We start from the raw sequence: 23822 nt of genomic DNA, 5'->3' as shown, positions 1-23822 counted from the left end.
GATAGAGACGAGGCCGACGGGGCGGGCGATGGAGACGAGGCCGACGGAGCGGGCGATGGAGACGAGGCCGACGGGGCGGGCGATAGTGACGAGGCCGACGCGGACGGTGACGGCGCTACCGCCGAGGGCGGCGACGCGACGGCCGTCGACGACCTCCCCGAGCCGACATACACCCGGCGGGTCGCCGAGGCGACCCTCCAGCGGATCGTCGCGCCGCTGCTCGCCGATGGGGTGGCGCTCCCCTCGCTTGAGGACGGGATCGCCGCGATGAGCCGCGACGACGAGACGGAATGACCGCGACACCGACGCGGTCGGGGAACGGGTCGGCGCCGGAACGGCGCGAAGGAGACGCGGCGTCCCCGCGAGGTGTCTGAGATGGGACGGTTCGGCTTCGATCGCCCGCCCACCGTGCTGCTCGCTGTCATCGCCAGCACGTTCTTCGTCGGGTTCGGCGGCGGAGTCGTCTTCCCGATCCTGCCGAACCTCGGCGCCGTCCTCGGAATCTCGGCGTTCATGGTCGGCGTCATCCTCTCGGCGAACCGCTGGGTGCGGCTCGTCGCGAACGGGCCGGCCGGCGCCCTCGTCGACAGGTACGGGACGCGCAAGCCGTTCGTGTACGGACTGCTGGTCGAGGGAATCGCGACGCTCGGGTACGTCGTCGCGCTCGCGATGCCGCCGGCCGAGTCGCTCCGCCCGCTCGCGGCGGCGCTCCCGCGGGCCGCGGTCGGCGCCGTCGCGATCGGCCCGGACTGGTGGTTCGCCCCGTTGTCTGTCTTCGTCGCGCCGGAGACGTGGTTCCTCCTCGCGCGGGTCCTCTGGGGGTTCGGCTCCGCCGCGGTGTTCGCGACCGCCTACACCATCGCCGCCGACCTCTCTGACAGCGGGTCGCGCGGGACGAACATGGGCGTCGTCCGCGGCGGGATCACGATGGGGTTCCCGGCCGGGCTCGTGCTCGGCGGGATCGTCTCGTCGCTGGCGGGCAACGCGGCCGCCTTCGCCGTCGCCGCCGCGTTCGCGCTCACCGCCAGCGTCGTGGCCCACCGGTACGTCCCGGAGACGCACGTCACGGGCGACCGCTCGGGGGACTCGATCAAGCCGTGGGACGTCGACACCTCGGTTCCCGCGCTCACCGTCGGGCTCGTCAACTTCGGGCTCCTGTTCGCGTACATCGGCGCGCTGTTCTCCACGCTCGTGCTGTTCCTCGGCGAGAACGACATCTCCCTGTTCGGGCTCGCCCCGCAGGGGACCTCGGGGCTGTTCATGGCCGGCACCGTCGTCTCCGCCTCCTTCTTCATGATCGTCGGCGGTCGGATATCGGACACGCGGGAGTCGCGCACGCCGATCCTGTTGACCTTCCTCGTCGTTTCGTTTGTCGGGTTCCTGCTGCTCGCCCGGTCGGGATCGGTCGTCGACCTCGCGCTCGCCTGCGTCTTCATCGGCGCCGGACAGGGCGGAACGAGCGGCCCGATGATGGCGCTGCTCGCCGACCTGACCCCCGACGAGCGGATGGGGCGGGCCTCCGGGACGAACAACGTGTTCGGCGACATCGGCGGCGGGCTCGGGCCGATGGTGTCGTTACCGCTGATCGAGACGGTCGGCTTCGCGCCGATCTACGCCGCCTGCGCGGTCATGCCGCTCGCCGCGGGGGTCGCGCTGCTCGTCGGCGTTCGCCGCGAGACCGGGACGTTCCTCCCGGGGCGTACCGCCGACGACTCGGTGGACGCCGTCGACGACGCGATCGGCACGGAGTCGTAGTCGACCCCGAACTCTCGTCCGGTCCCACTCGTCAGGGATCACGGCACTCGGTCGAACGTGAGGCGGTCGAACGCGACCTCGGCCGAACCCGCCACCGTGACGCGATCGGCCCCGCGTCGATCGGTGGGAGCGAAACCGATCGTTCGGTCGGCGACGTGTTTTTATACGTCCGGTGAGGCGGATACGCCAAGACGATGCCACGCGAACAGTACCAGTCGAAGCTGGAGGAGCTCCGCGCCGACGTGCTCTACATGAGCGAGGTCGTCGCCGAGCGGCTCCGGATGGGCCTCGACGCCTTGGAGCGCCAAGACGGCGATCTGGGCGACGAGGTCATCGCCGGCGACGCCGAGATCAACGACCTGTACCTCGAACTGGAGGGGCAGTGCACCGACCTCATCGCGCTCCAGCAGCCGGTGGCGGGCGATCTGCGGTTCATCGCGGCCTCGTTCAAGATCATCACCGACCTCGAGCGGATCGCTGACCTGGCGACGAACCTCGGCGAGTACGCGAAGCAGGCCGACCGCGAGGTGTTCCCCGACGTCGACGTCCAGCGCATCGGCGACGACACGCTGACGATGTTGGAGGAAGCGATGGAGGCGTACGCGGATTCGGACCCGGACCTGTGTCACGCCGTCGCTGAGGCCGACGACGACGTCGACGCCGCCTGCGTGGCCGCGAGCGACCTCGTCGTCCGCGACCTCATCGAGCGCGACGAGCTCCGCGAGGACGCCGACGTGGAGGGAACGATGCAGAACGTCTCGCGGCTCCTCCTCACGATCCGCGACCTCGAACGCGTCGGCGACCACGCCGTCAACATCGCCGCGCGGTCGCTGTACATGATCGAGAACGACGACGAGCTGCTGTACTGACGACGGCTGCTGTACTGACGACGCCCCCATTTCGATCGATCGCCGTCGGGAGCGGTCGCCGACCGATCCCGACGCCTACATACCGCCTCCCGCGGACGACCCGACATGAGCACGTTCACGACCGAGATCGACGTCCGCTTCCGCGACATCGACGCGATGGGTCACGTCAACAACGCCGTCTACGCGACGTACGTCGAACAGGCCCGGACGGAGTACTTCCGAGACGTCCTCGACGCCGACCTCTCCAGCGTGTCGACGGTGCTGGCGTCGCTCTCGCTCGACTTCCGTCGACCGGTCGAGCTGGCAGACGGGGCCGTGACGGTCGCGCTCGACGTGGTCGAGCTCGGCCGATCGAGCGTGACCATGACGCACGAGCTGCGAGTCGACGGCGCCGTCGTCGCCGAGGGCGAGGCGACCCTCGTCAGCCTCGACCCCGACTCCGGCGAGCCCGCGCCGGTCCCGCCGGCGTTCCGCGAGGGGATGGCGTCGTACCATGACCTGTAGCGTCTCGCGAGCGGCGACCGACTCGTCGGTCGGCGGACGGTCCCCCGCCGACACCGTACCTTCTTGCCGCCGCGCGCCGATCGGTCGAGCATGGCGATTCGACTCTACGCGCTCGACGGGTGTCCGTGGTGCGAGAAGGCGGCCGACGCGCTCGACGAAGCCGGGATCGAGTACGAGACCGAGTGGGTCGACGCGCTTCACTCCGACCGCGACGAGGTGAAGCGGGTCAGCGGCCAGCGCGGCGTCCCCGTCCTGATCGACGAGGAACGCGGCGTGACGATGGCCGAGAGCGCGAACATCGTGGAGTACGTCGACCGGACCCTCGCATGACCATCTACACCGGACGCGGCGACCAGGGCGACACCGACCTCCGCGACATGAGCCGCGTGTCGAAGTCCAGCCCGCGGATCGAGGCGTACGGGACCGTCGACGAGGCGAACGCGCTGATCGGGACCGTGCGCCCGACCGGGTACGACGACCTCGACGAGCTGCTGGAGACGGTCCAGAACCACCTCCACGTGGTACAGGCCGACCTCGCGAACCCCGATCCGGACCCGGACGACCCGCAGGTCGAGCCCGAGTTGGTCGAAGCGCTCGAAGACCGGATCGACGGCTTCGACGAGGAGCTGGAGCCGCTGACCTCGTTCGTCCTGCCCGGCGGCGGCGAGTCGGGCGCGCGCCTCCACCACGCCCGGACCGTGACCCGCCGCGCCGAGCGACGGGTCGTCGAGCTCGCGCGCTCCGAGGCGATCAACGAGGCGGTGGTCTCCTACCTCAACCGCCTCTCGGATCTGCTGTTCACGCTCGGCCGGGTCGCGAACGCGCGCGACGGCGAGCCCGAGGAGTCGCCGTCGTACTGACGCTCGCGACCACTTTCTCGTGCCGTCCGCAGCGCCGCCCCGAGAGCGGACGCGCCGCGTTCCGAGCGGCCGCACCTTCCTGTCGCCTCGAAAGAGCCACAAAGAATATATCCGTCGGCTTCCAAAGGACAGATATGAGCAAGCACTTCGAAGACGCACGGTACTACCTCGGTCGCGCGGCGGAACACGCGAAGGCGGGCGTAAAAGAGGAGCTGGAGCCCGTCGAGGCTCGCGTGAAAGAGCTCGTCGGCGCCGAAGAGGAGGAGCCGGAGCCCTCGCGGCTGGACCGAATTCAGGACGACCTGAAGAAGCTGGAAGAGCGCGCGGAGGGCGAGGCCCGCGAGGCGGTCGCCTCGGCCCGAGCGCGCGTGAAGGAGTACCGCGGCCACGACGCCGCCGAGGAGTAACGGTTCAATTTTCGGCGGGCTCCGTCCCGACGGTGAGCCGCTCGTCGGCCGGCACCACGGAGTACTCGACCCCCTCCCGCTCGAACAGCGTCCGGACGCGCTCGATCCCCTCCTCGGCGTCGACGTCGTTCGCCCGGTAATGACGGATCGGATGGCGGATCCACGACGGCTCCCAGTGCGCGTACACGTCGGTCGTCGAGCGGTCCGGCCCGATGTACAGCGAGAGGTGGAGCTGTGAGTCGCTCCCGAGGGCCCCGTCCGGGTACCGAACCCAGCTGGCGACGGACGTCTCCTCCGGCGTCGCGTAGTCCCGGAACTTCAGCGAGGAGACGAGGTTGCGCACGAAGCCGAGCCGATGCAGCCTCGCCTCGACGATAGTGTACGGGTCGCGGAGCGTGAGCGCGTACTGGTCGCGGGGCGTCTCCCGCTCGGCGTACAGGCCGATCGCCGACAGCGGGAGATGTAACAGGCCCGTGAGGCCCTGCCGGACGCGTTCGAGGAACCGGAGCTTGTGAGTCATAGCCGTATCGTGGGACGGCCGGGGAATGAATCCCCGCGACAAAGTAACGCTTAAGTCCGGAGGTCGGATACCTCGACACGAGCGGGTTGGTGGTCTAGCCAGGTTATGACGGCTCCTTCACACGGAGCAGGTCGGCGGTTCGAATCCGCCCCAACCCATGCACTTTCCTGCGACTCCTCAAGTAGACCACATTTCTCACGTCATGCGATTTCGGGGTGGATCTCCTTTCACTCACATTCGGCCGAGGCGTCCCGGTCTGTCACGCGCAGTGGTTACGATAACGTAGAAATGTGACCAACTGAGTGGCAATAGATCCTTCGAGGATGTCCGCTGAATGCCAGATTCCAATTGAACTGCCTAAGCTTATATTAACTACAACGGGGGACTCAAATTCATTCAGGCGATAAGAGGATGTCTGCTCGCTCCGGTCACCAGAACCACTTTACGTGTGACGGATTATATCCGGTGCATGTCGTCGTCGGGCCCTCCGAGAGACGTCTACGCTGAGACGCTCGCTGTCTTTGACAAGCGCGATGATCCCACTGAACCCCTCACGACGCCGGAGGTGGCAGACTCCCTCGATGCGGACCGGCGAGCCGTCCATGACCGCCTCGAACAACTGGTCAGCCAGGGCGACCTGGGGGTGAAAGACGTCGGTACCAATACTCAGGTTTGGTGGCGACCGCACTCTGACGGCGCGTCGGGGGTCGGTATCTCGGAAGCGACCGTCCGTCAGCTGTTCGAGAACGTCCCCGACCCTTACCTGATCGTGGAACCGGACGAATACGAGATCGTCGCCGTCAGCGACGCGTACTTGGAGGCGACCATGACCGAACGAGAGGCGATCCTCGGCCAGACGCTGTTCGAGACATTCCCCGCCGACCCCGACGACCCGAGCCCGGAAGGCGTCCCTCGGCTGCAGCGGTCGCTCAACAGGGTCACCGAGCAGCACGTGGAAGACGTCATGCCGGTGACGCACTATCCGGTTCCGGCTCAAGACGCCGCCGATGACAAGTTCGAAGACCGCTGGTGGAGTCCGGTCAACACGCCGCTGTTCGATTCAAACGACGCCCTCTCGTACATCATCCACCACGTCCAGGACGTCACGCCGCTCGTCGACGCGTTCTTGGGGGAAGATGAAATCGACCTGAGCGACGAACTCGACATCGACGCATCCCACCTCACGGCGGACATGCTCCTCCAGACTCGGAGACTCTACGAAGCGAGAGAGGAGGCGTACGAGCGGGAACGACAGCAACAGGCGGTCGCCGACCTCGGGCAGTTCGCCCTCGAGGTCGACGACCTCGACGCCCTTCTCGACGCGGCCGCCCGCAGGCTCTCCGACGCGCTCGACGCCGAGTACTGCGGCGTCTTCGACCTCCACGAGGGCTCTGAAACGCTCTTGATCCGGCAGGGGGTCGGCTGGGACGAGGACGTCGTTGGGGACGTGACGGTGTCGGCCGCTGACGCGGAGTCGCAGGCCGCGTACACCCTAGAGAACGAACATCCCATCGTCGTCGAAGACTTGCCGACCGAACCGCGGTTCAGCGGGCCGGAGTTGCCGACGGACCGCGACGTTCGGAGCTGTATCAGTACGGTCATCGACTCACCCGATGATCCGTGGGGCATCCTCGGCGTGTACGACTCCGAGACGCAGGCGTTCAGCGAGGACGACGTCTCCTTCGTGGTCAGTGTGGCGAACGTCCTCGCGGAGGCGATCGAGCGAAAACAGTACGAGTCGGAGCTCGAACGGTCGAACGAGCGCCTCGAACAGTTCGCGTACGCCGCCTCACACGATCTCCGGGAACCTCTCCGGATGGTGTCGAGTTACCTCCGGCTCATCGAAGATCGCTACGGTGACGACCTGAACGACGAAGCTCGGGAGTTCCTCGACTCCGCCGTGGGCGGGGCCGAACGGATGCGGGATACGATCGAGGGGCTGCTGCAGTACTCCCGCGTGGAGACAGAGGGAGAGCCGCTGTGTCCGGTTGACCTCGACGACGTGGTCGCGGACGTCTTGCGGGACCTCGAAGTCCAGATCGGCGAGTGCGACGCCGATGTCGAGGTCGAGGAGCTCCCCCGAGTGATGGGGGACGCGAGCCAACTCCGACAGGTCTTCCAGAACTTGCTGTCGAACGGGCTGCGGTACAGCGGAGACCGGCCGCCGCGAGTACGCATCTCGGCCGAGCGGGACGGTCGGGAGTGGGCGGTGTCGGTCGAGGACGAGGGGATCGGAATCGATCCGACGGACCAAGACCGGGTGTTCGAAGTGTTCCAACGGGGAGAACCGCGCGACGACCACGACGGGTCGGGCATCGGGTTGGCGATGTGTAGACGCATCGTCGAACGCCACGGGGGCGAGATCTGGGTGGACTCCGAACCCGGTGAGGGCGCGACGTTCTCCTTCACTCTCCGCGGGGTCTCGGGGTCGGAGTGTCGACTCTCGTGACACCCCGCGAGAGGCGATTCCCAGAACGCCACACCACCGAGAGGCGAGGAGTGCGGCGTCCCTACGGCCGACACCTCGATCGGCGCGTGAAGTCGGCGTCGCGGTTCCGAGCCCGCGTTCCGCTCGGGGTTCGCTGATCGGGCCGACGCTCCGGTGGCGGATCGAGGCCTCGCGTGTCAGACGCGGTAGACGTGGCATGAGAGTTATGGGTGGGTCGGCGTGTGCCGCGATGATAGCTGCTGGGATGTGGACTATTGAGCGGTATGTGCCTGAGAATCGCGTCGAGGCGGGTTGTCAAACGGCGTGACGGGCACTCAAACCCGGTCGCTCGAATCCAGCAGCCCCCGCCGGGTCTGCCGGCCTTTTATACCCGTACCCGCTACATCGTCCACCGCGACTCATGGCCCTCGGAGATTCGGTGCGGCTCCTGCGCGACGCGGAGTTCGGGTCGCTGGCCGGCACCGCCTTCGCGCGCAGTCAGGCGTACTCGACGATCCTGATCGCGCTGGCACTGTACGCGGACCTGTTCGGGACCACCGGGTTCGTCGAGGGCCTGTTCGGCACCGCCTTCGCGGTCGTCCAGCTGATCGTCGTGCTCCCCCTCGGGCGCGCGGTCGACACGGGGAACGCGAAGCGGTATCTGCTCGCCGGCTTCCTGATAAACGTCGCCGCCTTCGTCGGGTTCGCCTTCGTGGGCAACCCGCTCCACATCATTCTGGTCCGGATGATGCAGGGGCTCGGGGCGAGCCTGCTCTGGATCACGGGTGCGACGGTCATCGGCGAGATCAGCCCCGACGACGACCAGGGGCTCTGGCTCGGCTCGTACAACCAGTTCGCTTCCGTCTCCTCGCTCGCGGGCGACCTCCTCGGCGGCTACCTCCTGTACGCCTACGGGTTCACCGAGGCGTACGCGGTCCTCTCGCTCATCACGCTCGGCGCGTTCCTGCTGGTGTGGCGCTTCCTCCGCGACGATCCCGGCGGTCAGAAGAGCCCGGAGGAGTCGGGCGGGGTCGAGACGTTCCGGTCGCTGCTCGCGCTCCCGATGCTCCGGTCGCTGGTCGTCTTCCGGTTCACGTTCAGCGTCGGCAAGATGGCCGTGATCATCTTCCTCCCGATATACGCGCGGACCTCGTTCGGCATCTCGGCGTTCGCCATCGGCTGGATCATGGCCGGCGGGAAGGCGACGAAAGCGGTCACGCAGGGGTTCGTCGGCGGGCTCACCGACGAGTACGGCCGCCGCCACGGGTTCGTCGCGCTCGGCGCGCTCCTGTACGGCGTCGGCACCGCGGCCATCCCGCTGGCGGCGTACTTCGACGGGACGGTCGCGCCGGTGACGGTGTCGTACCTCGGCGACTCACAGACGCTCGGCGGCGCATTCTTCGCGCTGTTCGGCGCGTACTCGCTGCTCGGGATCGCCGACTCGATCCGGCTGCCCGCGAGCATGTCTCTGTTCGTCGACGAGGGCGAGCGTCGCGAGTCGGTCGCGAGCGCCATGTCGCTGCGCTCCATCTCTTGGAAGGTGGGACAGGTCGTCGGTCCGGTCATCGTCGGGACGACGATGGACTTCACCACGACGGAGACCGGATTCCTGCTCGCGGCCGGGTTCATCTGCTTCGCCACGGCGCTGTTCGTCCTCCAGTCGCGCCGCGCCGCGGCGACCGGGGTTCCGGCGGGTCGGACCGCCGACTGACCGACGCGGCCGCGGCGTCGGCCGCGTGGCCCGCGCACGTCCCGTGGCCCACGCACGTCCCGTGGCCCGTGTACGCCGCGTGATTTTACGTCGCTTCGGCGGCAAGGGGCCAACCGATGTCGCCGTACGCGACCCACATCGACGGACTCGTGCACGAACCGACGCAGACCGAGGGCGACGGCGTCGACCTGACCGTCGCCGAGGTCTACGAGATAACCGGGCCGGGACGCGTCGACTTCGGCGGGGGCGAGCTCGAGGCAGCGAGCGCCGAGCCGCACGAGCGGGAGAAGCGCGACCCCGAAGACGAGTACGAGTGGTGGTCGCTCGACCCGGGCACGTACCTTATCGAGCATAACGAGTCGATCGCCGGGAACGACCTTCGGTTCGCGGTCCAGACGCGGGACGCGCTGCTGGAGCGGGGCGCCTTCCACCCGACGCTCCGCGTCACGGAACTCCCGCGGGTCCCGCTATCGGTCGGCGGCGCCGGGATCCGGATCAAGGAGAACGCCCGCGTCTCGACCGTCCTCGACGCCGACCCGGCGTGAGCCGTCCGCGCCGGGATTGGCGGCTCGGTTCGCCTCGCGCCGCCGTCAGACCTTAGCCCGCCGCGCCCCCGGGATCGGTCATGGACTCGCACGCCGGGTTCCACTCGCTCCGCGAGGAGACCGACGCGTCGGTTCCGGTGCGCGGCGACCTGCCCAAGTGGCTCCGGGGGAGCCTGATCCGGAACGGCCCCGGGGCGTTCTCCTTCCCGGGCGGGAGCGAGGTGGACCACTGGTTCGACGGGCTGGCGATGCTGTACCGATTCACCTTCGACCCGGGCGACGACGCCGGTTCGGTCGCCGGGGGCGACGGCGGCGCCGTCCACTACCGCAACCGCTTCCTCCGGACCGACGCGTACGAGGCGGCGACGAGCGGCGAGTTCGAGGGCGGGTTCGCCACGGGCGAGACGACCCTCCGCTCGCGGCTGGCGACGTTTCTCACGGAGCCGTACGACAACACGAACATCATCGCCGAGCGCGTCGGCGACGCGTACGTCGCGCTGACCGAGTCGCCGAGGGGGGTCGGGTTCGACCCGGACACGCTCGAAACGACGGGTGCCGTCGACCGCGACGGCGACGCGCCGAGCGGACAGCTCTCGTGCGCCCACTTCAAGCGCGACCCGGCGACCGGCGCGCTCGTCACCGTCGACACCGAGTTCGGTCGGACCAGCCGGTACCACGTCACCGCGTGGACCGCCGACGGCGATCGGCGCCACGTCGGGAGCGTCGAGACCGACCGTCCGGCGTACATGCACAGCTTCGCGCTCACGCCACGGTACGTCGTGTTGACGGAGTTCCCGCTTCGGCTCGACCCGCGCCGGTTCCTGAAGCCCGGCCGACAGCCGCCGTTCATCGAGCAGTTCGAGTGGGAACCCGAGCGCGGGACGCGGATCGTCGTGCTCGACCGGACGACGGGGGCGGTCGTCGCGGAGCCGACCGCGGACCCGCTCTTCGGCTTCCACCACGTCAACGCCTTCGAGCGGGAGGGCGGGGACGAGGTCGTCTTCGACCTGGAGACGGTCCCGGACGCGGCCGCCATCGACTCGTTATACCTGGAGAACGTCCGCGCCGGCGAGATGGACGCCATCGCGGGTCGGATCGAGCGGTTCACCGTCGACCTCGGGTCCGACACCCGTACGGGGAGGTACGGCGGCGGTTCCGACGCCGACGTGGCTCGCGAGACCCTCTCCGCCGAGGGGAGCGCGCTGCCGACGTGTTCGCCCGCGCGGTGGTGTCGAGAGCATCGGTACGTCTACGCGATGGGCATGGACGCCCCGGTCACCGAGTGGGCGCGCCGGGTCCTGAAGCTGGACGCCGAGACGGGAACCGTCCGGACCTTCGACTCGGGCGGCGACTACTTCGGCGAGCCGATATTCGTGCCGGCCCCCGACGGAGAGAGCGAGGACGACGGGGTCGTGCTCACGGTGGCGCTCGACGTCGACGCCGACCGGTCGCGTCTGCTCGTCCTCGACGGCGAGACGCTCGCGGAGCGCGCCCGGGCGACGCTGCCGCACGCGGTCCCCTTCGACTTCCACGGTCGGTACTTCCCGGAACTCCGGGCGGCCCACGGCGAATAAGCCCAGTCCGGACGGACGCTCGCGGTCGGTTCGACGGCGGGTCGCGACCGCCTCGACCGCGGCCGTCTCGGTATCTCTCAATACCGTTCTATCGCCGTATGTCGGCCTCATAGTTCGTTTTATGGGCGCTGCTCGGTACGGATGTTCCATGGGAGCGACCGACGGCGTTCGGCGGCGGTGCAGGGTAGCGGCGGAACCGAACGGCGACGGCGCGGTGACGCTGTACGGTGCCGACGGGCGAACATACCAGGTCATCGACGCGAGCGACGCGGTTCGCGGTCGGCTGCGAGAACTGCGCCTCGGAGACGCCGTCACGGCCGTCCTCGAACCGGTCCGCTGCCGCGGCGACGGCTGGCGGCTCCTTCGGCTCGACGGCGAGGCCCCGCGAACCCGGGCCTCCGAGGGACCGGCGTCAGCCCCGGAAGGGCGGTTCGCCGCGCGACAGGAGCCCTGACCCGGCACGCTCGGAGGCGACCGCCCGCCCGGCGTCCCGCCGTCGCCGGCGAGTCCGCCGGGCGCACGATTTTTATCCGAGGACCCGTAGCGCGGGTATGACTCGCACGGCAGTCGTCGCCGGCGTCGGTCCGGGGCTCGGGGAGTCACTCGCGCGGAAGTTCGCGGCGGAGGGCTGTCGAGTCGCCCTGTTCGCTCGCTCGACCGAGTTCATCGAGGAGCTCGCGGCCGACCTCCCCGACCCCGGCGAAGGGCTGGCGGTCACGACCGACCTGACCGACGTCGAGGCGATCCGAGACGGCTTCGAGGCGGTTCGCGAGGCGTTCGGTCCGGTGGACGCCCTCGTCAACAACGCGAGCGCCGCGTCGTGGACCGGGCTCATGGACGCGAGCGTCGAGGGGTTCGAGGAGTCGTGGGCGGTCAACGGCCGCGGCGCGTTCGTCTGCTCGCAGGAGGCGGTCGACGACATGCTCGGGGCCGGCGGCGGCACGGTGGTCTTCACCGGCGCGACGTCGGCGGTGCGCGGTCGCGGCGGCGCGATCGGGTTCACGGCCGCGAAGTTCGCCGCCCGCGGGATGGCGATGGACATCGCCCAGGAGTTCGGCGGCGAGGGCGTCCACGTCGCGCACGTCGTGATCGACGGGCAGATCGACTCGCCGGGGGACCGCGATCGTCACCCCGATCGCGGCGACGAGACGTTTCTCGACCCAGACGAACTGGCCGAGACGTACTGGCACTTGATCGAGCGGGACGACGTCGGCACGCAGCCGTTCGAGGTCCACGTCACGAACGGACCGAACCCGTCGGAGTTCATCTGAGACCCGGTCGACGGCGTCCCGTCGCGGCTCCGGCCCGCTCGCGGCCTCGGACGCCCGGTGGCGGTCGGTCCGCGGTCGCGTCTCGGACGCCACCTCGGCCTCGTACCGACCGACGGGTGCGCGTCAGTTTCTTTTGATGCCCCGTTGGGGGCTCCATACTAATTTATGAGTCGGAACTCCACCTGAAGCCATGAGCGACACCGTCGACGACGAGATCGTCCACCGGGAGTTGGAGACGGACAGGCAGGAGCCCGTCGCACAGATCGTAGAGGTGGTGGCCGAACTGGAGGGGGACCGCCAAGACGACCTGACGCCCGGGTACAAGCAGGTCGATCACATCCTCCAGCACGTGTTCTCCGATCCCCCGGTCCCGGAGGCCCAAGTCAAGATCACGTTCAGCTACGAGGGGTACCGCATCACGGTCGAACAGAACGGAAAGGCGCAGTTCGTCAAACTGTGACCCTCGCGTCACTGCCCGGAACGTGCATCGAGAGAGGGCGGTCGTCCGTCGTGGGACGCGGCCGGGTCCGGCCGCTCAGAAGGTGATGATCTCGTAGTCGTCGTCGACGAGCGAGCGAACGCTCGGGTGGCCGTCGTAGTCGTCGAGCGTGACGAGGCCGGCGTCGGCGACGGCGTCCTCGACGCCGAACGCGCCGGAACAGTAGTCACACACCGCGGCGTCGTCGCGGACCGCCCGATACAGCTCGTGGTAGTCGCTCTCCTCGTCCTCCAGCTCCGGGATCCACTGGGTCCCGGCGCCGTCGAAGATGAGCTCGACCTCGTCGCCCTCGGTCTCGGCGAACTCCTTCGCGGCCTCGAGCGCGTTCGCGAGGCGGCCGTAGTCGGCGTGCGATTCGTTGCCGGCGAGAATCACGATTGCTGCTTTTGCCATCGTGTCCGCTGATAACTGACACCCGTACAAAACCCACCCGCGGGTGTGTGTCCGGAACGCCGACTCGGCATGCGATGGCATGTCATCCGCCGGGGAGCGGGCTCCGGGACCGAGCGCCTCACGGGCAGTCGCTCTGGTCGAACGAGCGCGGGTCGGGCCCCTGATCGACCCGGCGCACCGTTCCCGCGTCGAGGTCGACCGCGGCGGCGACCCCGCCGTACCCGTGCGTCTCGTCGTGCCCTCGGACGACGACGCAGGTCGCGCCGTCCGGGACCGCGATCGTCTCCGACCGCGTGAACGGCTGTTCGGAGTGCGCGTGGAGGAGTTCCCGCCGGCCGAGCCGCGAGCCGTCGAGGCGCTCGACCTGCCACCAGTTCGCGTACCCGTCCTCCCCCTCGTCGTCGTGGTGGAGCGTCACGTCGAACGCGTACCCCGCGTCGACCGGCTCCACGGCGACGTCGACGACGTTCGCCTCCCGGAGATCGAGGTCGGCGTCGGTCGACCCCGATCCGGCGTCCGAGTCGGTTCCGTCCGCGGGCTCCGGTCCCGCGTCGTCCGCGCAGCCGGCGAGCGCGGTCAGCGAGACGCCCGCGGCGTGGGCCGTCACGAACCGACGGCGGGAGAGGGTCGAAGGGGCGGTCATGTGGCTCGGTTCGACGGGGAGCCGCAATACGTCTTCGGCCGCGTCGGCGGCCGGTGCGGGAGAGGACGGGGGGCGATCGCCCTCGTCACGGCGATCAGATCGCGTTCCTGAGGGCGCGCTGCGCCCGGTAGAGCGTGTACGCGACGGAGAGACCGACGAGGACGACCGCCGCGCCGGCGACGGCGAGCACCGGGCCAGACGCCGGCGGCCTCAGTTCGTCGCCCGAGCCGCAGTTCCCGCAGCCGTCGTCGCCGCAGTTCCCGCAGCCGGGCGCGTCCGTCGAGCCGTCGTCCGTCGAGGCGGACCCCGAGTCGTCGTTCGTCGGGGCAGCGCCGGAACCGGCGTCAGCGGGGGATTCAGTCCGCGTTCCGTCCGCAGCGCCCGCGGCGTCGACCGGTCCGGCGGTCACGTCGACCGAGCCGTCGGCCTCGCCGATCGATCCGTCGGCCTGGCCGATCGATCCGTCGGCCTCGCCGATCGATCCGTCGGCCTCGCCGACTGATCCGTCGAACTCGTCGAACAGGTGCGGCGCGTGCGATCGGAGGGCCTCCAGCCCCGCCTCGATCTCCTCGCGGTCCTCGTGACCGACCGCGAACTCGGCGAGGTCGTCGACCACGGCTCGCGCGCGCTCCGGGCGGTCCGTCTCCACGTAGCTGCGGGCCGCGTCGAACATCGCCCGCCCGAGCCAGTGTTCGAACACCGGATTGTCGTACCGCCGTTCGAGCGCCTCGAGGCGTTCGATCTTCGCCTCGCCCGCCTCCACGTCGCCGTCGAAGAAGGACGCCCGCGAGGAGAAGAACGTCGCCACCGCCGCCCACGTGGCACTCGACGGGGTCGAGAGCCGCTCGTGGTGTTCGACCGTCTCGGTCGCCCAGTGCTCCGTCCGCCCGAGGTCGGCCGCCTCGAAGCCGGCGCGCGCGGCGTTCGCCGTCGCGACCGGGAGCCAGCGGACGATCGACTCCTCCTGTGCCGGGTACCGGTCGGCGAGCGCCTCGATCCGGCCGATCCGCTCCTCGATCGCGTCCACGTCCGTCCGCTCGGCGTCGGCGTTCGTCCGCCCGGCGAGGACGCCGGCCAGCCCCGCGGCGACCTCCCCGTCCGGGTGGGCCCGGAACAGCTCCTCCGCGCGGGCGACGCGGTCGCCTCCCGCGTCGCGCTCGGCCGAAGCGGCCTCCGGATCCGCGCCGCCTCCGAGATCTGCGTCGCCTCCGCGATCCGCGTCGAGGTACAGCTCCGCGTGAGCGTACGCCCGTAGCAGCGAGGCGGCGACGTCCGGCTCGGAGTGGGCGTCGTAGATCGCTTCGAGGCGGTCTACCAGCGGTCCGATCCGGCCGCGACGGTCGGCCTTTCCGTTCGCGTGGATCGCCTCGGCAGTCGCCCGGGCCAGCGGCGCCGCGATCGCCGGCTCGGGGCGGCGGCCGTACAGCTCTTCGATCCGATCTCGGTACGACTCGATCCGGTCCGAGTCGATCGCGGTCTCGTAGAGATCGTCGCGGCCCCGCACGCTCGTCGCGTTCGCGAGGGCGTTCGCGAGGTGGAGTTCGACGTCGTCTCCGTCGCCGCCACGCAGTCGGTCCAGCCGCGAGATCGTCTCGGCCTCCGCGTCGAATTCCCCGCGCCCGCCGTAGGCGTCTGCGAGCGCGACCAGGGCGTCGGTCAGCCGCGCGCGGTCGTCGGCGTCTCTCTCTGCCGGCGCCGTCGAGCGGATCGCCTCGACGCGTCGCTCGAGTTCGCCGACCGACCGCGTGTCGCTAGATACCATGTGTGTTGGTTCGTTGTTGCCACGAGCCGACGTAAACGCTCGCCTTCGAGCGAGAGCTCCGCGGTGCTCGGGAGGAGCGCTCGGCGGCACCGCTCAGCCGTGGTGCTGATGCGCGTGGTCGCGTCCGCCGCCGCGCGAGAACTGCCCCGAGAAGGCCCGATCGACGACCTCGGAGAGCGCGGGGTGGACGTGGACCGCGTCGCGGATGTCCGCGACGGTCCCCGAACCGGCCGTCATCGCGACGACGACCTCCTCGATCAGGTTCGACGCCTCGGGGCCGACGATGTGACACCCCTCGATGTTCCCGTCGAGGTCGATGAGGGCCTTCACGAACCCCTCGGCCTGCATCGCGCTCCCGCGAGCGGTGTCGCCGTAGGCGTAGGTGCGGGTGGCGTACTCGGCGTCGGCCTCGCGGAGGTCGGCTTCGCGCGCGCCGACCCCCGCCACTTCGGGCGAGGCGAACACGGCGAACGGCATCGCCGAGTAGTCGACCGGCTCCGGCTCGTCGCCGAGCAGGTTCCGGATGACCGCCTTCGCCTCGTGGTTCGCGCTGTGTTTGAGCATGTACTCGCCGACCACGTCGCCGAGCGCCCACACCCCCTCGGCGTCAGTCCGGAGGTACTCGTCCGTCTCGACGAAGCCGGCGGCGTCGGTCTCCACCCCGGTCGCGTCGAGGTTCAGCGCGTCGGTGTTCGGCCGCCGGCCCGCGGCGACGAGCAGCGCGTCGCCCGCGACGGTCACGTCTTCCGCCTCCTCCGGCGCGCCGACGGTCTCGCCGCCCGCGCGGACCGAGTCGGCCTCGGGATACGCCCGGGCCTCGACCGTCACCTCCCCGTCGGCCTCGTCGGCCGCGATGGCCTCGTAGCCGGCGTACACGTCGAACCGGTCGGCGTAGCGGTCGGTGAACGCCTCTCCGACCTCGGCGTCAGCCTCCGGGAGCAGATGTTCCCGGCGGCCGACGATCGTCACGTCGCTGCCGAACGTCCCGAAGAAGTGGCCGAGTTCGGCGGCGATGTACCCGCCGCCGACGATCACAAGGCGGTCCGGCGGCGACTCCAGTCGGAGCGCCTCCGTGCTCGTGTGGTAGTCCACGTCGTCGATCCCGTCTATCGGCGGGATCGAGGGGCGCGTTCCCGTGGCGACGAGGACGGTGTCGGCGCGGAGCGCGGCCCCCTCGTCGTCGCCGTCGCCGATCTCGACGGTGCGGTCGTCGACGAACCGCCCGGTCCCCGAGAAGAGGTCGTGGGCATCCGATGAGGCGAGCCCCCGCCGGATCGAGTCGGCGCTCTCGGCGACGTCCTCGTTCACTTTCCGGACGATCTCCGCGAAATCGACGCCGGTGACCTCGGCGTCGATATCGAACGCCCCGGCGCCCTCGATCGTCTCCATCACATCGGCGTGATAGAGGAGCCGCTTCGACGGGATACAGCCGCGGTTGAGACACGTCCCCCCGAGCCGCCCCTCCTCGACGACCGCGACCGAGTCCCCCCGGCCGGCCATCGCGTTCGCCACGTCCAGTCCCGACCCGGACCCGATCACGATGAAGTCGAACTCCTGCATGGAGCGCTCGACGACGGCCACCCTCATCAAGGCCCGTCCGCGGTGGCGCGCCCGGCACACGACCGCGGCGACGACCGGCCGCGTCGGCAGGGGGAAGTCCGCGTCGGCGGAGCTCAGTACGCTTCGGCGGGGCTCAGTCCGCCTCGCCGTCGCTCCCGTCGCGGAAGGCGTCCAGCGCGAGCGACCAGTCGTACTCGCGGTATCGGATCCGCGAGACCGCGTCCGGATCGACGACGCCGTACTCGCGCAGGATCCGTCGGATCCCGCTCCCGCCGCCGAAGTCGCCCCGGTACCAGAGGAGGAGCCGCGGCACGTAGGCGGTCCCGCCCTCGACGACGGTCTCGTCTCGGAGGTAGCTCTCGGCGGCCGCGTCGAGGTCCTCGTCCACCGTCTCGGCATCGTACCCGTAGACGGCCGGGCACGAGGCGGCGCCGCAGTTAAGCGCGAAGTGGACCCGGAAGTCGGGCTCGTCGACTCGGTGGCGGCGGACGAACGCGGAGGCGAACGGGTTCGGGACGTACCCCAGCCCGTACTTCCACTGCGAGCCGCGGAGAATCCCGTGTTCGATCGCGTCGGGGCTCAGGTCCTCGCCCGCGACCGCGACGACCGGCTCCGAGAAGAAGCGGCGCCGGTCCTCGAACCGCGACGGGTCCGACAGCAGCGCGTCGCCGGCCGCGGCGTTGTAGACGTTCAGCCAGAACGCGAGCCGCTCGTCGGGACCGAGCGCGTCCAAGTCGGCCGGGTCGGTCCCGGCGAGACGGTCGCGCGCCGCTTCGCGCTCCTGCTCGCGCTCGTCGCCCGCCCGCATCGCGCGGAGGAAGCGGCGCGAGACCGCCACGAGGCCGACGTCGGACGCGGGAGGCGAGGCGGACGCGGGCGTCGGCTCCGAGGCCGTCATAGCCAGATCTATCGGCCCACGAACGAGTATCCCCCGCGGTTGGGCGCGGCGCGTGTCAGACCGACCGGCCGTTATGGGTCGGTACCACGTACCCCACGCATGAGCGACACGGCAACCCCCGCCGAGCGCGTGCCCGACTTCGAACTGCCGAACGTCGCGACCGGCCCGGACCCCTTCTCGCTCTCCGCGGTCGCCGGCGACCCCGACGTCGACGCCGTGGTCCTCCTTTTCCAGCGGGACTACCACTGCGGCAACTGCCGGAACCAAGTGCAGGCGATCGCCGAGCGGTACGACGAGTTCGCGGCGCTGAACGCGACGGTCGCCTCGGTCCTCCCGGAACCCGTCGACCGCGCCCGCGAGTGGCAGGCGTCGTACGACCTCCCGTTCGCGCTGCTCGCGGACCCCGACACCGACGTGAGCGACGCGTACGACCAGCCGGTCCGATTCGGGATCCTGGGATCGCTCCACGACCTCGTCGGGCGGATGCCGGTCGCGACGGTCCTCGACGTCCGGTCCGGCGAGCCGATCGTCGCGTACACCTACGAGGGGCGGATGCCCGCCGACCGCCCGGAGCCCGACGACCTGCTCGACGAGATCCGCGCGCTGCGAGCCGACTGACGGATGGGCGACCCGGGTCGCCGCGCCGTGCTCGTCGCGCTGTGGCGCATGTCGCGTCCGGCGCAGCTCGCGCTCATCGCGCTCGTGTACGCCCTCGGCGTCGCGATGGCGCTGGGCCGGGGCGGGACCGCCGACCCCCGAGCGGTCGGCCTCGGCCTCGCCGCGCTCCTGCCGGTCGCCGCGAGCGTCCACTACGCGAACGAGTACGCGGATGTCGACACCGACGCTCGCACCGAGAGGACGCCGTTCTCCGGCGGGAGCGGCGCCCTCGTCGACAGCGACCTCTCTCCGCGCCTCGCGCTGCGCGCCGCGGTCGCCGCCGGACTGTTCGGCCTCGCGGTGCTCGGATCGGCGGTGACCCCGACCGCCGACCGCGCGCTGTCGGGGGTCCCCGCGGCGCTCCTGCTCGGGGTCCTCGTCGTCGGGTGGCAGTACTCGGTCGGCCCGCTGCGGCTCGCTTGGAACGGGCTCGGCGAGGTCACGAACGCGGCGCTCGGCGGGGTCGCGCTGCCGCTGTACGGGGTCGCGGTCGTCACCGGCGACGTCGCGCCCGGCGCCGCGCTGGCGACGGTCCCGTTCGCGCTCGTCGTGTTCGTGAACCTGTTGGAGACGCAGTGGCCCGACCGTCGGGCGGACGCCGCGGTCGGGAAGCGCACCCTCGCGACGCGCTGGTCGGCGGGGCGGCTCCGGGCCGCCTACGCCGCCGGGAGCCTCGCCGCGGCCGGGAGCGCGGTCGTCCTCGCGGGGCGAGTCCTGCCGCCGCCCGTCGCCGTCGGGACCCTCGCGCCGATGGTCGGGCTCGCTCCCGGCACGCACCGGTTCACGCGTCGGGAGGAACCGCTCCCCGCCGTGGCGACGATGGTGGCCGTCGCCGTCGGGACGACGCTGGGCTGGGCGGTCGTCGCCGGCCTCCCCTGATCGACCCCCCGCGGGCGACGGCCCTCGCTGCGGTCGGTTTGGGTCGTCGTTTCGAAATTTTTATTCCTCGGTTGACGCAGGGTCTAAGCGGTCATGTCAACCAACCAGCCCTCCACGGCCCTCACGTCGCGGCAGCAGCTCGCCGTCGTCGTGGTGGCCGCGGCGGTGGTCGGCGCCGTGCTCGCGCCCAGCGTGTACGCGGCGACCAACGACCCAGAAGACACCGTCGCCGTCGTCGAGATCGAGGGGCCCGTTAACACGGCCCTCGCGGACGACGTCGAGAGCGAACTCGCCGACATCCGCGCCAACGACTCCGTCGGCGCGGTGGTGCTCAAGCTCGACACGCCGGGCGGCGCCCCCGTCGCCTCCGAGCGGATGTACAAGGCGGTCCAGCGGACGAGCGAACAGATGACCGTCATCGCGAGCGTGCAGTCGATCAGCGCCTCCGGCGGCTACTACGCCATGGCGCCCGCGGACGAGATCTACGTCCTCCCGACGTCGACCGTCGGCAGCATCGGTCTGAACGCCCCCGCGCCGCGGACGACCGCGCCGGTCCAGGGGCCGAGCGGTCCCGACAAGGCCGGCGGCAACGCGATCCAGACGTGGGCCGAGCAGGAGACGCTCGCCGACACGTTCGTCGACGCGATGATGGCCGAGCGCGGCGACGAGTTCCAGATGCCGCGCGAGGAGGTCGCGCAGGCGGACGTGTACCTCGGCACCGAGGCGGTCGACAACGGCTTCGCCGACGAGATCGGCTCGCTCAACGAGGCGATCCACGCCGCCGCGACCGCGGAGAACATGGGCGAGTACCGGGTCGACACCCGCGAGACCGGGCCCGACTTCGGCTTCCCGATCCTGCTCCGCACCGACACCCAAGTCGTCGCGGTGTACGCGAACGACCCGGGCTACGGTGAGGTCGAACCGATGGGCCTCTCGTACGTCCACCGCCCGGCCGTCCCGCACGTCGACACGGTCGAGCGCTTCTCCGAGAGCGACCTCGGCGTCGACCGCGGCGGCTCGGCGACCCGCGCGGGCGGGACGAGCAACGAGACGGCGCGGCTAACCGGAGGTGTCGGCGCGTGAGCGACGCCACCAAGCTGGCGGTCGCCTTCGCGGTGACGCTCGCGGCGATCACCGGTGGTGCGGCGCTCGCGGGCTACGTCACCGCCGACGGCGTCGCTCCGTCGCCCGAGATACAGAACGAGCACTACCTCGAAGACGACCTGGTCGCGAACGACACGCCGGGGCAGGCGAACGTCGAGATGGAGTCCACGGCGCGGTCGCAGACGGTGCTCGTCGACCCCGGCGTCGAGCCGCGGGGCTCCGTGCCCGCGACCCCGTTCGCGCTGCTCGGCTTCGGCGGCCCGGACGTCGCCGACCGCGACGTTCGGCCGCTGGCGAACGCGCTCATCGAGAACGGCCACGAGGTCGACGTCTACGTGCCGGATCCGGAGCAGCAGCGGCGCGCCGCCGGTCCGGCCGGCACGCGGGGACCGACCCAGCTCGGCGAGCGGCTCGCCGAGGCCGACGCGTTCGTGACGTTCCGGACCGACTACGACGAGGCGGAGCTCGACGAGATCGAGTCGTTCGTCGAGTCGGGCGGCCACGTGATCCTGGCGACCGAGCCCGACGCGGCGTTCGACCAGCCCGGCGCGGTCGGACTCGACGCGACGCTCGGCGTCACGACCGAGCCCGGCTACGTGTACAACATGGCGGAGAACGACCTGAACTACCAGCGCGTCTACGCGGAACCGACCGGCGACGCCGACGCCGCGCTGACCGAGGGCGTCGACCGCGCCGTCCTGCCGTCCGCGACGCCGGTCGGAACGACGGTCGCCGGCAGCGCCGTGCTCCGCCCGAACGAGGGGAGCGAGCTGTCGACGACCCGCGCGGCAACCGAGGCGCCGCTGCTCGTCCGGACCGACGGCGTGGTCGCGGTGGGCGACAGCGACTTCCTCGCGCCCGAGAACGCCCGGCGCGCCGACACCGACGCGCTGATCGGGAACCTGGCGGACTTCCTCGTGTCGAACGATCGGACGCCGCCCGGTCCGGACGGCCAGCAGGCGCCGACCGGCCCGAGCGGGCCCACTGGACCGACCGGCCCGACCGGCCCCGACCAGCCGCCCGCGGAGCCGCCGGAGAACGGGACGGCCGGCTGAGCCGCGTCCCTCCCGGTCCCGTTCGCCGCTCCAACTTTTCTCAGTCCCAGTTCCGACGGACCGGCGTCTCGCTCGCGTCGACGGTCTCCAGCAGCCACGCCGCGGCGTCCTCGAGCGCGGCGTCGTCGGTCGCGGTCACCTTCAGGCGGTTGTGGTCGGCCTCGCGGTCGGGGTAACAGCCGACGGCGACGTCGAACCGCTCCATCGCCTCCTGCAGGGCGGGCACGATGTTCGATTCCGGTTCGACCGTGTAGAGGAACCGCGACCGACGGTCGCCGGAGAACTCGTCCGCGACGGTCTCGAACGTCGCCTTCAGCTCGTCCGGGATGCCGGGGAACACGTAGACGCCCTCGATCACGCAGCCGGGGGCGAGTCCCGCCTCGGTCACGAGCGGGCGGCTCTCCTCGGGGACCGCCGCCTCCGCCGCCACGTCGACGTCGAACTCGCGGTCGGGGACGCGCTCGCGGATCGCGGCCAGCCGGCGCTCGACCGACTCCAGCGTGAGGTCGGTGACGGCCATCTCGCGGTCGAACGCGTCCGCGACCGCCTCCATCGTCACGTCGTCCGGGGTGCTGCCGATCCCGCCGGTGACGATCACCGCGTCGAACGCCGCGGCGTACTCGCGCACGTGCTCCGCGATCTCCGCCCGGTCGTCGGGGACGGAGAGGACCCGCGCGACCGCGACCCCGCGGTCGCTCAGCTCCCCGGCGAGCCAGTTCGCGTTGGTGTTCACCGTGTCGCCCGAGAGCAGTTCGTCGCCCACCGTGATCAGCGCGACTTCCATCGGCCCCCGCTTGGGACGGGCGACGGATGTACGTTTCCCGCGGCGGACCGGCCGACCGCCCTCGCCGACCCGAAACATCATGAGGACCCCGCGGCTCTGTCACGAGGTGACGAACGACACGACGCGCCGGGCCGTCCTCGCCGCGGCGCTCGCGGCCGGCACCGCCGGGCTGGCGCGCTCCGAGGCCGCCGCCCTCCTCGACTCCTTCGCCCCGCTCTCCGGCGACGCGTGGGACGCGGCGGACCGCTCGCTCCCGGAGACCGTCGAGAGCCCGCACGGCGACGCGAGCGTCCGCGTCGACGACAGCGGGGTCCCGCACGTCGAGGCCGACGACGAGGCCGCGGCGTACTTCGCGGTCGGCTACCTGCAGGCGTTCCACCGCCTGTTCTCGATGGACCTCCAGCGCCGCGTCATGCGCGGGCGGCTCTCCGAGGTCGTCGGCGAGGCGACCGTCGAGAGCGACGAGTTCAACGTCGCGATGGGGTTCGCCGCGGCCGCCGAGGCGACGTGGGACCTCGTGAGCGAGACGGAGACCGGTCCCCTCGTCGAGGCGTACGCGGCGGGCGTCAACGCGGCGACGGAGGCCGAGACGCTCCCGATCGAGTTCGAGCTGCTCGGCTACGAGCCCGAGCCGTGGACCCCGGTCGACTCCATGCTGATGGAAAAGCAGATCTCGTGGACGCTCACCGGGAGCTTCGCCGGGCTCCGGCGGGCGCTGGTCGCAGACCGGCTCGGGGCGGAGCGGGCCGCGGCGCTGTTCCCGCGGCGGCTGGACCACGACGCGCCGATCCTCGACGGCGACGAGGAGCGGCTCGGCGGGGCCGAGCGGCGCGTCGACGCCGGAGACTGGCGGGCGCGTTCCGGGAACGGGCGGGCGCGTTCCGGGGACGCTGCCGCCGTCGCGACGGACGCCGGCCCGATCGCGCCCGAGCTCACCGACTGGCTCTCCGGGTTCGAGTCGCCGACCGGCGTCGGGTCGAACAGCTGGGTCGTCGCCGGCGAGCACACCGCGAGCGGGACGCCGACCGTGGCGTACGACCCGCACCTCTCGCTGATGGCGCCGCCGCTCTGGTACGAGCAGCGCGTCGAGACGCCCGAGCGCTCGGTCCGTGGCGCGACGTTCCCCGGCGTCCCCTTCGTCATC

At 70.8% G+C, this 23822-nt stretch carries 25 protein-coding genes, 1 tRNA gene and 1 pseudogene; 20 read left to right on the top strand and 7 right to left on the bottom strand.

From position 1 onward, the window contains the following. The 7 genes and pseudogenes from DJ75_RS18690 to DJ75_RS11900 all read left to right on the top strand — a co-directional run. Positions 1 to 294: pseudogene (locus DJ75_RS18690) on the top strand (TetR/AcrR family transcriptional regulator); the annotation flags it as partial. 81 nt (positions 295 to 375) lie between these two features. Next, on the top strand, positions 376 to 1755 hold the full coding sequence (locus DJ75_RS11925) for an MFS transporter (RefSeq protein ID WP_094524681.1): 1380 nt from the start codon (positions 376 to 378) through the stop codon (positions 1753 to 1755). Positions 1756 to 1949: 194 nt separating this feature from the next. Next, entirely contained in the window at positions 1950 to 2624 is a 675-nt protein-coding gene (gene phoU, locus DJ75_RS11920) for a phosphate signaling complex protein PhoU (RefSeq protein WP_094524680.1), read from the top strand. 105 nt (positions 2625 to 2729) lie between these two features. After that, complete coding sequence (locus tag DJ75_RS11915; protein ID WP_094524679.1) at positions 2730 to 3128, top strand: thioesterase family protein; 399 nt, start codon at positions 2730 to 2732, stop codon at positions 3126 to 3128. Positions 3129 to 3218: 90 nt separating this feature from the next. After that, the gene (locus DJ75_RS11910) at positions 3219 to 3458 is read left to right on the top strand and encodes a glutathione S-transferase N-terminal domain-containing protein (protein ID WP_094524678.1); all 240 of its coding nucleotides are present in this window, start codon (positions 3219 to 3221) and stop codon (positions 3456 to 3458) included. After that, positions 3455 to 3988, top strand: a complete 534-nt coding sequence (locus tag DJ75_RS11905) for a cob(I)yrinic acid a,c-diamide adenosyltransferase (RefSeq protein ID WP_094524677.1) — start codon at positions 3455 to 3457, stop codon at positions 3986 to 3988. The genes DJ75_RS11910 and DJ75_RS11905 overlap by 4 nt, the downstream gene beginning before the upstream one ends. 134 nt (positions 3989 to 4122) lie before the next feature. Further along, complete coding sequence (locus DJ75_RS11900) at positions 4123 to 4395, top strand: hypothetical protein (protein ID WP_094524676.1); 273 nt, start codon at positions 4123 to 4125, stop codon at positions 4393 to 4395. 4 nt (positions 4396 to 4399) lie between these two features. Here DJ75_RS11900 and DJ75_RS11895 read toward each other — a convergent pair whose 3' ends face one another. Continuing rightward, entirely contained in the window at positions 4400 to 4915 is a 516-nt protein-coding gene (locus DJ75_RS11895; protein WP_094524675.1) for a hypothetical protein, read from the bottom strand. Positions 4916 to 4998: 83 nt separating this feature from the next. Between DJ75_RS11895 and DJ75_RS11890 the strand changes: the two genes are divergently transcribed. The 8 genes from DJ75_RS11890 to DJ75_RS11855 all read left to right on the top strand — a co-directional run bounded on the left by DJ75_RS11890 (position 4999) and on the right by DJ75_RS11855 (position 12904). Continuing rightward, positions 4999 to 5073 (top strand) — tRNA-Val (locus tag DJ75_RS11890). Positions 5074 to 5480: 407 nt separating this feature from the next. Next, a complete protein-coding gene (locus DJ75_RS11885) occupies positions 5481 to 7364 on the top strand; it encodes an ATP-binding protein (RefSeq protein WP_176451452.1) in 1884 nt (627 codons plus the stop codon). Positions 7365 to 7764: 400 nt separating this feature from the next. Further along, the gene (locus DJ75_RS11880) at positions 7765 to 9054 is read left to right on the top strand and encodes an MFS transporter (protein ID WP_094524673.1); all 1290 of its coding nucleotides are present in this window, start codon (positions 7765 to 7767) and stop codon (positions 9052 to 9054) included. 116 nt (positions 9055 to 9170) lie between these two features. Next, the gene (locus DJ75_RS11875; RefSeq protein ID WP_094524672.1) at positions 9171 to 9599 is read left to right on the top strand and encodes a dCTP deaminase; all 429 of its coding nucleotides are present in this window, start codon (positions 9171 to 9173) and stop codon (positions 9597 to 9599) included. Positions 9600 to 9679: 80 nt separating this feature from the next. Further along, a complete protein-coding gene (locus DJ75_RS11870; protein WP_094524671.1) occupies positions 9680 to 11173 on the top strand; it encodes a carotenoid oxygenase family protein in 1494 nt (497 codons plus the stop codon). Positions 11174 to 11321: 148 nt separating this feature from the next. Continuing rightward, a complete protein-coding gene (locus tag DJ75_RS11865) occupies positions 11322 to 11627 on the top strand; it encodes a hypothetical protein (protein WP_094524670.1) in 306 nt (101 codons plus the stop codon). A 97-nt stretch (positions 11628 to 11724) separates the two neighbouring features. After that, positions 11725 to 12444, top strand: coding sequence for an SDR family NAD(P)-dependent oxidoreductase (locus tag DJ75_RS11860; RefSeq protein ID WP_094524669.1), 720 nt, complete (start codon positions 11725 to 11727; stop codon positions 12442 to 12444). A 190-nt stretch (positions 12445 to 12634) separates the two neighbouring features. After that, positions 12635 to 12904 carry a HalOD1 output domain-containing protein gene (locus DJ75_RS11855; RefSeq protein WP_094524668.1) on the top strand — a complete coding sequence of 90 codons (270 nt, stop codon included), beginning with the start codon at positions 12635 to 12637 and terminating at the stop codon, positions 12902 to 12904. Positions 12905 to 12979: 75 nt separating this feature from the next. On the opposite strand, the gene DJ75_RS11850 is transcribed toward DJ75_RS11855, so the two are convergent. The 5 genes from DJ75_RS11850 to DJ75_RS11830 form a co-directional block, all read right to left on the bottom strand. Continuing rightward, positions 12980 to 13336: a DsrE family protein gene (locus DJ75_RS11850; protein WP_094524667.1), complete on the bottom strand. Its 357-nt coding sequence runs from the start codon at positions 13334 to 13336 to the stop codon at positions 12980 to 12982. 118 nt (positions 13337 to 13454) lie between these two features. Beyond that, the gene (locus tag DJ75_RS11845; RefSeq protein ID WP_094524666.1) at positions 13455 to 13979 is read right to left on the bottom strand and encodes a hypothetical protein; all 525 of its coding nucleotides are present in this window, start codon (positions 13977 to 13979) and stop codon (positions 13455 to 13457) included. A 94-nt stretch (positions 13980 to 14073) separates the two neighbouring features. Further along, entirely contained in the window at positions 14074 to 15741 is a 1668-nt protein-coding gene (locus tag DJ75_RS11840; RefSeq protein ID WP_094524665.1) for a hypothetical protein, read from the bottom strand. A gap of 93 nt (positions 15742 to 15834) precedes the next feature. Further along, complete coding sequence (locus DJ75_RS11835) at positions 15835 to 17301, bottom strand: dihydrolipoyl dehydrogenase (protein ID WP_094524664.1); 1467 nt, start codon at positions 17299 to 17301, stop codon at positions 15835 to 15837. A gap of 133 nt (positions 17302 to 17434) precedes the next feature. Further along, complete coding sequence (locus DJ75_RS11830) at positions 17435 to 18199, bottom strand: DUF547 domain-containing protein (RefSeq protein ID WP_094524663.1); 765 nt, start codon at positions 18197 to 18199, stop codon at positions 17435 to 17437. A 99-nt stretch (positions 18200 to 18298) separates the two neighbouring features. Between DJ75_RS11830 and DJ75_RS11825 the strand changes: the two genes are divergently transcribed. The 4 genes from DJ75_RS11825 to DJ75_RS11810 all read left to right on the top strand — a co-directional run bounded on the left by DJ75_RS11825 (position 18299) and on the right by DJ75_RS11810 (position 21894). Then, on the top strand, positions 18299 to 18817 hold the full coding sequence (locus DJ75_RS11825) for a peroxiredoxin (protein WP_094524662.1): 519 nt from the start codon (positions 18299 to 18301) through the stop codon (positions 18815 to 18817). Positions 18818 to 18820: 3 nt separating this feature from the next. Beyond that, positions 18821 to 19735 carry a prenyltransferase gene (locus tag DJ75_RS11820; protein WP_094524661.1) on the top strand — a complete coding sequence of 305 codons (915 nt, stop codon included), beginning with the start codon at positions 18821 to 18823 and terminating at the stop codon, positions 19733 to 19735. A gap of 93 nt (positions 19736 to 19828) precedes the next feature. Next, entirely contained in the window at positions 19829 to 20818 is a 990-nt protein-coding gene (locus tag DJ75_RS11815; RefSeq protein ID WP_094524660.1) for a S49 family peptidase, read from the top strand. After that, positions 20815 to 21894: a hypothetical protein gene (locus tag DJ75_RS11810; protein WP_094524659.1), complete on the top strand. Its 1080-nt coding sequence runs from the start codon at positions 20815 to 20817 to the stop codon at positions 21892 to 21894. The genes DJ75_RS11815 and DJ75_RS11810 overlap by 4 nt, the downstream gene beginning before the upstream one ends. A gap of 40 nt (positions 21895 to 21934) precedes the next feature. On the opposite strand, the gene DJ75_RS11805 is transcribed toward DJ75_RS11810, so the two are convergent. Continuing rightward, positions 21935 to 22678, bottom strand: a complete 744-nt coding sequence (locus DJ75_RS11805) for a molybdopterin-binding protein (protein WP_094524658.1) — start codon at positions 22676 to 22678, stop codon at positions 21935 to 21937. A 106-nt stretch (positions 22679 to 22784) separates the two neighbouring features. Between DJ75_RS11805 and DJ75_RS11800 the strand changes: the two genes are divergently transcribed. Then, on the top strand, positions 22785 to 23822 hold a 1038-nt coding region (locus DJ75_RS11800), incomplete at its 3' end, for a penicillin acylase family protein (RefSeq protein ID WP_141212029.1).

This window comes from Halorubrum sp. Eb13, assembly GCF_002252895.1.
Taxonomy (GTDB): domain Archaea; phylum Halobacteriota; class Halobacteria; order Halobacteriales; family Haloferacaceae; genus Halorubrum.
Note: the sequence above shows the minus strand (reverse complement) of the source record. Positions and strands in the feature narration are given on the sequence as shown.